The 12,841-nt window shown below is 73.5% G+C and carries 11 protein-coding genes; 2 read left to right on the top strand and 9 right to left on the bottom strand.

The genetic code is table 11. The features are described 5' to 3' along the window. Positions 1 to 260: 260 nt before the first annotated feature. Positions 261 to 1,352: a magnesium/cobalt transporter CorA gene (gene corA, locus QI554_RS33195; protein ID WP_281475428.1), complete on the top strand. Its 1,092-nt coding sequence runs from the start codon at positions 261 to 263 to the stop codon at positions 1,350 to 1,352. 38 nt (positions 1,353 to 1,390) lie between these two features. On the opposite strand, the gene QI554_RS33190 is transcribed toward corA, so the two are convergent. The 8 genes from QI554_RS33190 to hutU form a co-directional block, all read right to left on the bottom strand. Then, positions 1,391 to 1,885 carry a YflT domain-containing protein gene (locus tag QI554_RS33190; RefSeq protein ID WP_281475427.1) on the bottom strand — a complete coding sequence of 165 codons (495 nt, stop codon included), beginning with the start codon at positions 1,883 to 1,885 and terminating at the stop codon, positions 1,391 to 1,393. Between the two features lie 383 nt (positions 1,886 to 2,268). Further along, positions 2,269 to 3,150: an alpha/beta fold hydrolase gene (locus QI554_RS33185; protein WP_281475425.1), complete on the bottom strand. Its 882-nt coding sequence runs from the start codon at positions 3,148 to 3,150 to the stop codon at positions 2,269 to 2,271. Then, positions 3,057 to 3,905 carry a DUF998 domain-containing protein gene (locus QI554_RS33180; protein ID WP_281475423.1) on the bottom strand — a complete coding sequence of 283 codons (849 nt, stop codon included), beginning with the start codon at positions 3,903 to 3,905 and terminating at the stop codon, positions 3,057 to 3,059. The genes QI554_RS33185 and QI554_RS33180 overlap by 94 nt, the downstream gene beginning before the upstream one ends. Positions 3,906 to 4,029: 124 nt before the next feature. Beyond that, a complete protein-coding gene (locus QI554_RS33175; RefSeq protein WP_281475421.1) occupies positions 4,030 to 5,226 on the bottom strand; it encodes an acyl-CoA dehydrogenase family protein in 1,197 nt (398 codons plus the stop codon). A gap of 178 nt (positions 5,227 to 5,404) precedes the next feature. Next, positions 5,405 to 6,580, bottom strand: coding sequence for an imidazolonepropionase (gene hutI, locus QI554_RS33170; protein ID WP_281475420.1), 1,176 nt, complete (start codon positions 6,578 to 6,580; stop codon positions 5,405 to 5,407). 328 nt (positions 6,581 to 6,908) lie between these two features. Further along, complete coding sequence (locus QI554_RS33165) at positions 6,909 to 8,240, bottom strand: formimidoylglutamate deiminase (protein WP_281475418.1); 1,332 nt, start codon at positions 8,238 to 8,240, stop codon at positions 6,909 to 6,911. Then, positions 8,237 to 9,439, bottom strand: coding sequence for an allantoate amidohydrolase (locus QI554_RS33160; protein ID WP_281475496.1), 1,203 nt, complete (start codon positions 9,437 to 9,439; stop codon positions 8,237 to 8,239). Before QI554_RS33160 ends, QI554_RS33165 begins: the two co-directional genes overlap by 4 nt. A gap of 11 nt (positions 9,440 to 9,450) precedes the next feature. After that, the gene (gene hutU / locus QI554_RS33155; protein ID WP_281475415.1) at positions 9,451 to 11,154 is read right to left on the bottom strand and encodes a urocanate hydratase; all 1,704 of its coding nucleotides are present in this window, start codon (positions 11,152 to 11,154) and stop codon (positions 9,451 to 9,453) included. A 180-nt stretch (positions 11,155 to 11,334) separates the two neighbouring features. Between hutU and QI554_RS33150 the strand changes: the two genes are divergently transcribed. Beyond that, a complete protein-coding gene (locus QI554_RS33150; RefSeq protein WP_281475414.1) occupies positions 11,335 to 11,655 on the top strand; it encodes a hypothetical protein in 321 nt (106 codons plus the stop codon). Between the two features lie 52 nt (positions 11,656 to 11,707). Here QI554_RS33150 and QI554_RS33145 read toward each other — a convergent pair whose 3' ends face one another. After that, on the bottom strand, positions 11,708 to 12,733 hold the full coding sequence (locus QI554_RS33145) for a MurR/RpiR family transcriptional regulator (RefSeq protein ID WP_425528099.1): 1,026 nt from the start codon (positions 12,731 to 12,733) through the stop codon (positions 11,708 to 11,710). Positions 12,734 to 12,841: the final 108 nt, after the last annotated feature.

The following is a 12,841-nucleotide window of genomic DNA, read 5'->3' as shown; positions in this document are numbered from 1 at the left end:
TTCTCGTAGCGCCACCCGTCCCCCGCCGCCCCGGCGTTCCCCGCGACGTTCCCCCGGCCTTCAGCCCGGAGGCAGCACTCCCGTCGCACCGACGCCGCCGCGCGACCCGGGACCCGCGGCGTTTCCCCGCACCGCCATGCCGGACTGCCTCACCTCAGTCCTGTCGTCGCCGCCCGCACCGGGGCAGGCGTCCCTTGCGCGTTCGCGCGTCCGGGGAAGCGCCGTGCTCTGACGCGCGCCCTCCTGTGAAGGAGCCCGCCATGTCGATGATCCGCGACCTGCGCGCCGCCGTACGCCCGCCGCTGACCCGCCACAAGGCGCAGCTGTCCGCGGTCCTGGATGATCCGGTGACCGGGAACTGCGTCGTCGACTGCGCCGTGTACCGCGGCGGCCGCCGGCAGCCGGCCTGCGCGAACGCCGAGGACGCCATCCGCGACGTCCACTCCCGCGGGGACGGCTTCGTGTGGATCGGCCTCCACGAGCCCACCGCCGCCGAACTCGCGGGCATCGCCGAACGGTTCGACCTCCACCCGCTCGCCGTCGAGGACGCCGTCAAGGCCCACCAGCGGCCCAAGCTCGAGCGCTACGACGACACGCTGTTCGCCGTTTTCAAGACGGTCCGCTACGTCGAGCACGAGCACCTCACCGCCACCAGCGAGGTCGTCGAGACCGGCGAGATCATGGTCTTCCTCGGCCGCGACTTCGTCATCACCGTGCGGCACGGCCTGCACGGCGGCCTCGGCGAACTGCGGCACCGCCTCGAGGAGAACCCCGAACTCCTCAGCGCCGGCCCGTCATCGGTGCTCCACGCGGTCGCCGACCGGGTCGTCGACACCTACCTCGAGGTCACCCAGTCGCTGCAGGACGACATCGACGACGTCGAGAACGAGGTCTTCGGCGGGCGCGGCTCCGGCGACGCGGGCCGCATCTACCAGCTCAAGCGCGAGGTGCTCGAGCTCAAGCGGGCCGTCACGCCGCTCGCCCGGCCGCTCAACAAGCTCTCCGAGCTGCCGATGCGGCAGGTCCACCCCGACATCCGCGAGTACTTCCGCGACGTCGAGGACCACCTGGCGCGGGTCAGCGAGCAGGTCGCATCTTTCGACGAGCTGCTGACCTCGATCCTGCAGGCCAACCTCGCCCAGGTGACCGTCGCGCAGAACGAGGACATGCGGCGCATCTCGGCGTGGGTCGCGATCTTCGCGGTGCCGACGATGATCGCCGGGATCTACGGCATGAACTTCGACACCATGCCGGAACTGCGCTGGAAGTACGGCTATCCCATGGTGATGTCCGTGACCCTGACGGTGTGTCTGGTGATCCACCGCGGGTTCCGGCGCAACGGCTGGCTCTAGGGCCGCCCTCGGCCCGGCGGCGGCAGAGACTCAGCGGCTCAGAGGCTGAGCCGCCCGACGATGTTGCGCGCCCGCTCGGCGAACTCCGGTGCCACGAGCACGTCGTAGCGGGCCGCGATGATCTGGGACGACGACACGAAGTCCCGCCGCCCGCCCATCGCCCGGTACCCCAGCCACCCGAACAGCGCACCCGCCAGCGCGCCCCACAGCAGGCCCATCAGCACGATCCAGGCCCAGCTGGTCGCGCGCTGCGCGAAGACCCCGAGGAACACCCCGATCAGCAGGCCGAACCACACCCCGCTCGCCGCCCCGGCCAGCGAGGCCCGCTTCGCGTCCAGTCGCCCCAGCACGTTCTCGACCAGCCGCAGGTCGGCGCCGACGATCGAGGTGTGCTCGACCGGGAACTCGTTGTCCGAGAGATAGTCGACGGCGCGCTGCGCCCCGGCGTAGTCGGTGTACGACGCGATGACCTCGCCGCCGGTCGCGGGCGTGCCGTTGGCCGCCGCAGAAGGGATGCGCTCCTGTCCGAACATGCCGCCACTCCGTGTGCCGCTCGACGATCGGGCCGACCGCCCGCTTCGACAGCGTTTACCCGAATAGCCGGGATCGACACGGGACGGACGGCCTGACGGGAGGGGTCTCCGCGTACAGACGGGTGGCGGCGCGCGGCGTCCCATCGGATGGGCCTGGAGGCGTCCCATCGGATCGGCCTGGAGCAACGGTCTCCGCATGCGGCCGGGTGGCGGGGCGCGGGTGGCCCGGCGGGTCGGCGTCGGCGAGTGCGAGTCCGACGGCGGTCTCGGGCCGAGGAGGGCCGCGGCACGGATGGCGCGCGCGAGGCGGCCGGGGACGGGGCGCGGCCTGCCTGTCGCCTGCCCGATCCGCCGCCCGACCGATCCGCCGTCGGCGGCCGCGGTCACTTCGCCTCGGCGAGGACCTCCCGGACGGCCGCCACCACGGCGTCGGGGCGGTCGAGCATCAGCAGGTGGGCCGCGTCGTCGAGGACGTCGCAGCGGCCGCGCGGGGCCAGGGCCGCCAGGGCGCGCTGCTCGCGGAGCCAGCGGGCGCGGGCGGCGAGCGTCTCCCGGCTGCCGGCCGCGGCGAGCACCCGGAGCGGGACGTCCGGCAGGTCGAGGCCGCGGCGCAGCTCGATCAGATCGGCGGCCTGGTCGCGGTAGGTGGTGTTCTCGGTGAAGGCCGCGGTCAGGAACCGGCCCGAGCCGTACGCGCGCCGCATCAGCGCCGGGTCGGCCGCGTCCCGGCGGGTGCGGGACAGCGCGAGCACGGCCAGCCTGCGCAACGCCGGGCCCAGCGGCCGGGACACGCCGGTCAGCCGGGCACCCGCACCGATCGCGCGCCAGGCCGCGAGCCGCGCGCCCCTCGCCGGCAGCGGACGCGGCGCGGCCTCCACACTCGGATCGACCAGCACCAGGCCCGCCGTCATGCCCGGGTACAGGCGCGCGAACGCCTCGGCGTGGAAGGCCGCGAACGAGTGCGCGACCAGCACGTAGGGCCCCGGCACGCCGAGCGTGTCCAGCAGCCCCCGGATGCGCTCCGCCTCGCGGCGCAGCGTCGGCGGCTCGCGGTCGGCCTGGCTGAACCCGAGCCCCGGCCGGTCGAACCGCACGACCTCGCACTCGTCGGCGAGCCCGGGCACGACGAAGTCCCAGTCGAACCAGGCGCCGCCCAGCCCGCTGGTCACGACTACGGCAGGCCCGCGGCCCTGTCGGACGGTGTGGAGGACGACGCCGTCCACACCGACGAACTCACCCGGCGGCCTGCCGCCTGCGACTGCCATGTGGTCCTCCCCGATCCGGCCCCGCTCGTACCCGTACGCGCGCCATCATCCCGGCCCGTGCGCGACCCACGCCGCAGCGACGCGGCGGCGACCGCCATCCACAACGCTATGAGGCCCACCTGGACGCGTTGCGGCACTCCCTGCCCGCGCGTCAGGAACGCCGGGACGTCGACGCGCATGTCGTGCAGGCTCAGCAGCGTCGTGGTGAGCGTGGCCGCGAGCGCGATCCAGAACAGCACGGCCCCGGCGGTACGGGAGACCGACGGGCGTACCGTGCCCGCGCGGGCGGCGCGCCACAGCGCGCATATCGCGACCAGCGCGGCGATGTTGGCGACGACGCTGGTCACCAGGTGCACGTCGTGGGTGAACGACAGCCGCCCGGCCTGCTCGCGCGCCTTGCACCCGGCGAGTGAGGGCGCGCAGTCGAGCGGGAAGACGACGTCCAGCACGGTCGCGACGCCGAACACCGCGAGCGCCGCCCAGCCGAGATACGCCCAGCGCACAGCCGGCCTCGGGCCGAACGTCGCGCTCAGGACGAGCACCGCGGCGAGCGCGGCACACACGCCCGCGACGATGTCGAGGCCGCCGAACACCCACCGGTACGGCTGGTCGGCGGCGAAGAGCTCGCTGGCGAAGCCGTTGACCGTGCTGAGCCGGGTCGGGAGGGCGATCTCGAGGATCCACGAGCTGTACGCGACCGCGCCGACCGCGAGGAGGAGGACGGCGGGGCGGAGACGGCTGCGCGGGGTGATCATCGCTTCCAGCGTCTCACGGGGGATGTTGCCGGACGTCCGACCTGATCACCGGCCTGTGGTCCGACCAAAGACGGAGTGCCCGGGTCGGCATACGCCTTCCCGGGCACTCCACACGTGTCGTCGGTCAGCCGCGGAGCTTGTACTCCTCGAGCAGGCGGCGGCCGATGATCATCTTCTGGACCTCGGCCGTGCCCTCGCCGATCAGCAGCATCGGGGCCTCGCGGTACAGCCTCTCGATTTCGAACTCCTTCGAGAAGCCGTAGCCGCCGTGGATGCGGAAGGCGTCCTCGACGACCTCCTTGCAGTACTCCGAGGCCAGGTACTTCGCCATGCCGGCCTCGAGGTCGTTGCGCTCCCCCGCGTCCTTCTTGCGCGCCGCCATCACCATCATCTGGTGCGCGGCCTCGACCTTGGTGGCCATCTCGGCGAGCTTGAACTGGATCGCCTGGTGGTCGGCGAGCTGCTTGCCGAACGTCTCGCGCTGCTGCGCGTACTGCACGCCGAGCTCGAACGCGCGCTGGGCGACACCGCAGCCGCGCGAGGCGACGTTGACGCGGCCGACCTCGACGCCGTCCATCATCTGGTAGAAGCCCTTGCCGGGGACCCCGCCCAGGATGCGGTCGGCCGGGACGCGGACGCCGTCGAGCACGAGCTCGGTGGTGTCGACGCCCTTGTAGCCCATCTTGTCGATCTTGCCCGGCACGGTCAGGCCCGGGCGGGTCTCGCCGAAGCCCGGCTCCTTCTCGATCAGGAAGGTCGTCATGTTGCGGTAGACCGAGTCCGCGCCCTCGTCGGTCTTCGTCAGGACCGCGACCAGGTTGGACGTGCCGCCGTTCGTCAGCCACATCTTCTGGCCGTTGATGACGTAGAACTCGCCGTCCTTGACCGCCTTGGTGCGGATCGCCGACACGTCGGAGCCGCAGTGCGGCTCGGACATCGAGAACGCGCCGCGGATCTCGCCCTCGGCCATCTTCGGCAGGAAGTAGTTCTTCTGCTCTTCGGTGCCGTGCTGCTTGATCATGTACGCGACGATGAAGTGCGTGTTGATGATGCCGGACACGCTCATCCAGCCGCGCGCGATCTCCTCGACGACCAGCGCGTAGGTCAGCAGGGACTCGCCGAGACCGCCGTACTCCTCCGGGATCATGAGGCCGAACAGCCCCATCTGCTTCATGCCCTCGACGATCTCCGTCGGGTACTCGTCCCGGTGCTCGAGCTCCGTCGCCACGGGGATGATCTGCTTGTCCACGAAGGTGCGGACGGTGGAGAGGATCTCCCGCTGGACGTCGGTCAGCCCGTCGGTCTGCGCAAGGCGGCCCACCAGGCGCCTCCTTCTCGTGTACGCGCATGTCCGGGCCTGCTCTGACGGCTGGTCCCGGCCACGCGTCTGGTCGTGAGGGTTACTGGGGAGTATCCACGACGGCCGGAGGTTCGAACAGGGGTACCCCCGTAACTCCGACCGCCCAAAGTCTGACGGATTGTCAGGGTGCCGGGCCCGGTCAGCCGCCCGCGACGACCTCGCCGGCCCGCCAGACCGTGCGGACCAGCGGCACGCCGGGGCGGTAGGCCAGGTGCACGTGCGACGGCGCGTCCAGCTCGACGAGGTCGGCGCGGGCGCCCGGGGTGAGAACGCCCACATCGGTGCGGCGCAGCGCGCGGGCGCCGCCGGCCGTCGCAGACCAGACCGCCTCGTCGGGGGTCATGCGCATGTCGCGGACGGCGACCGCGATGCAGAACGGCACCGAGGTGGTGAAGCTCGAGCCCGGGTTGCAGTCCGTGGACAGCGCGACGGTAGCGCCGGCGTCCAGCAGGCGGCGGGCGTCGGGGTAGACGGCGCGCGTCGAGAACTCGGCGCCCGGCAGCAGCGTGGCGACCGTGTCGGAGTTCGCGAGCGCGTCGACGTCGGCGTCCGTCAGGTGCGTGCAGTGGTCGGCGGACGCCGCGCCGAGCTCGACCGCGAGCTGCACGCCCGGGCCGTGGCCGAGCTGGTTCGCGTGCACGCGCGGGGTCAGGCCGCGGGCCATGCCGGCGGTCAGGATCGCGCGGGCCTGGTCGCCGTCGAAGGCGCCGCGCTCGCAGAAGACGTCGACCCAGCGGGCGTGCGGGGCGCACGCGTCGAGCATCGGGCCGGTGACGAGGTCGACGTAGCCGGCCGGGTCGTCGGCGTACTCGGGGGCGACGACGTGCGCGCCGAGGTAGGTGACCTCGTCGGTGACGCGGTGCGCGAGCCGCAGCGCACGGGCCTCGTCGTCGACGGTCAGGCCGTAGCCGGACTTGCACTCGATGAGCGTCGTGCCCTGCCGGGCGGCCTCGGCGACCAGGCGGTCGAGGTTGGCGGCCAGCTCCTCGTCGGACGCGGCACGGGTCGCCGCGACGGTCGTGCGGATGCCGCCCGCGGCGTACGCCTGACCCCCCATGCGCGCCGCGAACTCGGCGGTGCGGTCGCCCGCGAACACCAGGTGCGCGTGCGAGTCGACGAAGCCGGGGATCACCGCGCGCCCGGCGGCGTCGTGGCTCGCGTCGGCGGCCGGCGCGTCGGCCGACGCACCGACCCACGCGACCCGCCCGCCGTCGACCACGACGGCGGCATCGCGAAGCAGCCCGAGCGGGCCGTCACCGAGGGCGGGGTCGTTGGTGACGAGACTGCCGATGTTGTGGACGAGCAGAGAGGTCACGGGGAACGGCTCCAGGCGGGGTGGGTGGGCGGCGGGACGAACGTGGTCCGTGTGCGGGTTGGTGGACCCCCTGCGGCCACAACGGGCGGTGAGGGGCGGAAGGTGCCGGGGGTCACCCGGACGGGGTCGGGCGGTGGGTCGAGGCGGGCGAGGTTGCCACGCGGTGGGGTCGGGCCGGGCGGTGGTGGGGTCAGGCCGGGCGGCGGTGGGGTCGGGCCGGGCGGTGGTTGGGTCAGCCGGACCCGGGGTGTCGGTCAGGCCGCCCCCTCGTCGGGCGGTGCGCACGGGCCGGCCGTGGGGTGGGGCGGCCGGCTCGTGCGCCTCCGGGTTACTCGACCAGGGCTCCGATGGACGCGGCGAGTTCGCGCGGGACGTCGTCGACGAGCGTGTGGCGCCCGTCCTCGACGATCGTGCGGCCTGCGACCATCACGTGGGTCACGTCGGCGCCGGTGGCGGCGAAGACCGCCGACTCGGCGGCCAGCCTCGGGACCGTCCCGGCGAGGCGGACGGAGTCGAGGCCCACGGTCACCAGGTCCGCGAGGCCGCCCTTTTCGATGCGGCCCGCGTCGTGCCAGCCGAGCGCGGCCTGGCCGAGGACCGTCGCGTGGGACAGCAGCGCGGCGGTGGTGAAGTGGCCGCGGGTGCCGGTACGCAGGCGTTCGTCGAGTTCGACCGCGCGGGCCTCCTCGAACATGTCGATGACCGCCTGGCTGTCGGTGCCCAGCGACAGCGGGACGCCCGCGCGCGCCAGTTCGCCGGCCGGACCGATGCCGTCGGCGAGGTCGCGCTCGGTCGTCGGGCACAGGCACACGCCGGCCCCCGACCCGCCGAGCGCGGCGATGTCGCGGTCGGTCAGGTGCGTGGCGTGCACCGCGATGAACCGCCGGTCGAGCGCCCCCGCGTCGGCGAACACCCCGACCGGGGTGGCGCCGTACGCCTCGACCGACGACGCGTTCTCCGCCGGCTGCTCCGACACGTGCGCGTGCAGCGGCGCGCCGCGCCCGGCCGCCCACGAGGCGACGACCGGGATCTGCGCCGCCGGAACGGCCCGCACCGAGTGCACGGCCGCACCGATGCGGACCTGCTCGTCGTCCTTGAGCGCGTCGACGCGGGCGGCCCACGTCTCGGCGTCGCGGTCGTCGAAGCGCAGCTGCGTCCCGGTCAGCGGCTGCCCGATGCCGCCGGTGAGGTAGCAGGTGTCGAGCAGCGTGATGCGGATGCCGGCCTGCCGCGCGGCCTCGATGAGGGCGAGGCCCATGGCGTTGGGGTCGGCGTACGCCTTTCCGTCCGGCGCGTGGTGCAGGTAGTGGAACTCGCCGACGGAGGTGATGCCGGCGAGCGCCATCTCGGCGTACACGGCGCGGGCGAGCGCCAGGTACGTGTCGGGGTCGAGCCTGGCCGCGGCGGAGTACATCATCTCGCGCCACGTCCAGAACGTCCCCGAGCCGGCCTGCGTCCGGCCGCGCAGCACGCGGTGGAACGCGTGCGAGTGCGCGTTGGCGAAACCCGGGAGGGTGAGGCCGCGGCGGACCTCGGCGCCGGGCGGCGGCACCGGGGTGTCCGGCCGCACATCGGCGATGCGACCGTCGCGGACCTCGAGCACCACGTCGCGTTCGATGCCGGTGCGGGTGTGCACCAGTTCGCACCAGAGCAGGCTCATGCGGTGGCTTCCTTGTCGGACAGCAGGTCGGCGAGGACGTCCGTGAGCGCGTCGACGCCGGCCAGGCAGTCGGCGGTCTCGGCGGACTCGGCCGGCGAGTGCGACACCCCGGTCGGGTTGCGCACGAACACCATGGCGGTGGGCAGCGTCGCGGAGAGGATGCCCGCGTCGTGCCCGGCGCCGGTCGGGAGGACCGGGGCGCCGCCGAGCCGGTCGGCGATGCGGTCGCGCAGGCCGCCGGCGAACTCGACGACCGGCGTGTACGACTCGCGGGTGACGTCGACGCTGGTGCCGTCACGTTCCGCGCGTTCCCGGGCGGCGCGCTCGATCTCGGTGACGACCTGGTCGAGCACCTCCTCCTCGGGAGCGCGCGAGTCGAGCCAGCCGCGCACGAGCGACGCGATGGCGTTGGTGCCGTTGGGTTCGACGGCGACCTTGCCGAACGTCGCCACGGCGCCCGCGAGCCGGGCCTTCTTGCGCGCGGCCAGCACGGTCGTCGCGTAGGTCAGCATCGGGTCGCGGCGGTCGACCAGGCGCGTGGTGCCGGCGTGGTTGGCCTCGCCGTGGAAGTCGAAGCGCCAGCGGCCGTGCGGCCAGATCGCCGACGCGACGCCGACCGCGGAGTCGACGTCCACGAGGTGGCGGCCCTGCTCGACGTGCAGTTCGACGAACGCGCCGATCCGGCCGAGCAGTTCCGGGTCGGCCCCGATCCGCTCGGGGTCGTAGCCGGCGGCGGCCATCGCGTCGGGCAGCCGGACGCCGTCGGCGTCCCGCAGCTCACGGGCCTGCTCCGGGGAGAGCACGCCCGCCGCGAGGCGCGAGCCGACGCATGCGACGCCGAACCGCGCGCCCTCCTCGTCGCCGAAGTTGACGATCGCGAAGGGCCGGTGGAAGTCGGCGCCGCGCGCCAGGAGTCCGTCGTACGCGGCGAACGAGGAGATGACGCCGAGCGGACCGTCGTAGGCACCGCCGTCGGGCACCGAGTCCAGGTGGGACCCGGTGACGACGGCGTCCCCCGCGGCGAGGTCGCCGTGGACCGCCCACTGGTTGCCGTTGCGGTCCGTCTCGTAGCGCAGGCCGCGCGCCTCTGCCTGCTCGCGGAACCACGCGCGGCACTCCAGGTCGGCGGCGTTCCACGCGAACCGGCGGTAGCCGCCGGTGCGGGCGTCGCGCCCGACCGGCAGCAGGTCCCGCCACATCTCTTCGAAGGTCACGGCTTGATGCCCTCGCCGTCGATGCTGTTCGGGCCGTCGCCCTCGCGCATCGGGACGCGGACGCCACGCTCGTCGGCGACGTCGGCGGCCAGGTCGTAGCCGGAGTCGACGTGCCGGATGACGCCCATGCCGGGGTCGTTGGTCAGCACGCGGCGGATCTTCTCGCCGGCCAGCTTGGTGCCGTCCGCGACGGTGACCTGGCCGGCGTGGATGGAGCGGCCGATGCCGACGCCGCCGCCGTGGTGGATCGACACCCACGAGGCGCCGGACGCGACGTTGACCATCGCGTTCAGCAGCGGCCAGTCGGCGATCGCGTCCGAGCCGTCGAGCATGGCCTCGGTCTCGCGGTACGGCGACGCGACCGAGCCGCAGTCCAGGTGGTCGCGGCCGATGACGATCGGCGCGGACAGCTCGCCGGAGGCGACCATGTCGTTGAACCGCTCGCCGGCCTTGTCGCGCTCGCCGTAGCCGAGCCAGCAGATGCGCGCCGGCAGGCCCTGGAAGTGCACCTTCTCCTGGGCCATCTTGATCCAGCGGGACAGCGACTCGTTCTCCGGGAACAGGTCGAGCACGGCCTTGTCGGTCGCGGCGATGTCCTTCGCGTCGCCGGACAGCGCGGCCCAGCGGAAGGGGCCCTTGCCCTCGCAGAACAGCGGGCGGATGTACGCCGGGACGAAGCCGGGGAAGTCGAACGCGCGCTCGTAGCCGGCCAGCTTGGCCTCGCCGCGGATCGAGTTGCCGTAGTCGAAGACCTCGGCGCCCTTGTCCTGGAAGCCGACCATCGCCTCGACGTGGCGGGCCATCGCCTCGCGGGCCGCGACGGTGAACTCGGCCGGCTTGTCGCGGGCGTACTCCGCCATGTCCTCGAACGCGACGCCGATCGGCAGGTACGCCAGCGGGTCGTGGGCGCTGGTCTGGTCGGTGACGATGTCGATCGGCGCGTCCATCGCGAGCAGCTGCGGGACGATCTCGGCGGCGTTGCCGAGCAGGCCGATGGACAGCGGGCGTCGGGCGTCGCGGGCCTCGACGGCCAGGCGCAGCGCCTCGTCGACGCTGTCGGCGCGCACGTCGCAGTAGCGGTGCTCGATGCGCCGCTCGATGCGCGACGGGTCGCACTCGATGCAGATCGCCACGCCGCCGTTCATGGTGACGGCCAGCGGCTGGGCGCCGCCCATGCCGCCGAGGCCGGCGGTGAGGGTGATGGTGCCCTCGAGGGTGCCGCCGAAGCGCTTGGCGGCGACCGCGGCGAACGTCTCGTAGGTGCCCTGGAGGATGCCCTGGGTGCCGATGTAGATCCACGAGCCGGCGGTCATCTGGCCGTACATGGTCAGGCCCGCGGACTCCAGGCGGCGGAACTCCTCCCAGTTCGCCCAGTCGCCGACCAGGTTGGAGTTGGCGAGCAGCACGCGCGGCGCCCACTCGTGCGTCTGCATGACGCCGACCGGCCGGCCGGACTGCACGAGGAGGGTCTCGTCGCCCTTGAGGGTCTGCAGGGTGCGGACGATCGCGTCGTACGAGCGCCAGTCGCGCGCCGCCTTGCCGGTGCCGCCGTACACGACCAGCTTGTCCGGGTGCTCGGCCACCTCGGGGTCGAGGTTGTTCATGAGCATGCGCAGCGCACCCTCCTGGGCCCAGCCCTGGGTGTTCAGCTGCGTGCCGCGCGGGGCGCGGACCGGGCGCGCGCCGGTCGTGTCCGTCATGGCGTCCATCCCTTGCATGGAAATCTTCAGAGACTGATGGAGTGAATGTATCTCGTCTTCAGGGTGGTCGAACAGGGTCCTCATCCCGCGCGGGTTACGCTTTTGGCAGGATTTTGTCCGCTATGTGATCAACGACCAGTCGGTCGTTGATCCAACGTGAGAGGCGCAGGCCGCAACGCGATGCAACTTGAGCAGCTGATCTGGGCCGTCACGGCGCTCGGCGCCCTCGGCGCGGGCACCGCCGCCGCCCTGCTGGCCTTCGGTCGCACGCGGGTGCGCGAGAGCGGCGTCGTCACGCTCATGCTGCTCACCGGCCTGCTGTTCTGCGGCGGCGGATTCCTGCTCAGCACACCCCGCTACGCCTCGACCGCGCTCATCGCGGGCGGCGCCGCTCTCGTCGGCGTCCTCGTGGGACTGGTCTGGGGGCGCGCCGGGCAGCCGGACGACGCGTGGCAGGCGCAGCAGCGCTACCGGCAGGCGGGACGCGCGCGCCGGCCGTGAACGCACCGGGCCGGGTCGGCGCGACGGCCCGACCCCGGCGGGTGAAGGCCGGTCAGGCCTCGAACAGCCCGCGCTCCATGGCGAGCCGGTCGAACTCCTCCAGGCGCGCCTGAGCGCGCCCCGGCGTGATGTCGCACATCGCCTGCAGCAGCACCTGGCCCAGCAGCATCGGCGCGCCGCACGAGTCGAACACCAGCTGGCCGCTCACGCCGGCCACCAGCACGGCGTCGGACAGCGCGGCGGCGGGCGCGAACGGCCCGTCCGCGATGGTGACCACCCGCAGGCCCAGGTCCTTCGCGGTGCGCAGCGCGTCCGTCAGCTCGCGCGGGTAGCGCGGCAGCGCGAAGCACAGCAGGCCCGTGGCGCCGGCCGCGCGCGCCTGGTCGAGGCGGTCGCCGAGCAGCGAGCCGCCCTCGTCCAGCACCCGCACCTCGGGCAGCACCTTGGCGGCGAAGTAGCCGAAGCTGCGCGCCGGCGCCATGCCCGTGCGCAGTCCGAGGACGACCAGCGGCCGCGAGTCGGCGAGCAGCGCCGCGGCGCGGCCGACCGGGCCCGGGTCGGCGAGCGTCTCGGCGAGCCTGGTGAGGTTGGTGATCTCGGCGTGCACCGCGCCCACGTACTCGTTGCGGTGCACCTCGGCCTCGGTCTCGGTGCGCACGGGTAGGCCGAGCGTGCGCAGCCGGGCGCGGAGCGCGGGGTAGCCGTCGAAGCCGAGCGCCACCGCGAAGCGGGTCACGGACGGCTGGCTGACCCCGGCGAGCGCGGCCACCTCGACGCTGGAGAGGTACGGCGCCTCGCCCGCGTGCCGCACGAGGCAGTGCGCGATGCGGCGCTGGGTCGGGGTGAGGCGGTGCTCCTCGAACAGCGCGAGCAGCCGCGACGAGGGGCTCTCGGCGGGCGCGTCCAGGCCGGCGCGCAGGCCGTTCGCCGTGCCGTCGGGGTGGGTCGGGGTGTCGCTCAGCGTGTCGCCCGGAGTGCCGGCCGGGTCTGTCGAGGTGCCGGTCGGGTCGGTCGAGGTGCCGGTCCGCGCGTCAGCCCGCGCGTCGGTGTGCACGCCGGCGCCCCCGTCTTCCGCCACCCGCACGCCCCCGCCCTCACGCCTGTCCTGGTCGCCGTCCATCATCCCTCCTCTCCCCCGGTCCGTGTGCCGGGTCGGCCGCTCCCGCGGGCCGACCCGGCACCCGTG

Origin of the sequence: Yinghuangia seranimata (assembly GCF_029953285.1) — a bacterium.
Lineage (GTDB): Bacteria > Actinomycetota > Actinomycetes > Streptomycetales > Streptomycetaceae > Yinghuangia > Yinghuangia seranimata.
Note: the sequence above shows the minus strand (reverse complement) of the source record. Positions and strands in the feature narration are given on the sequence as shown.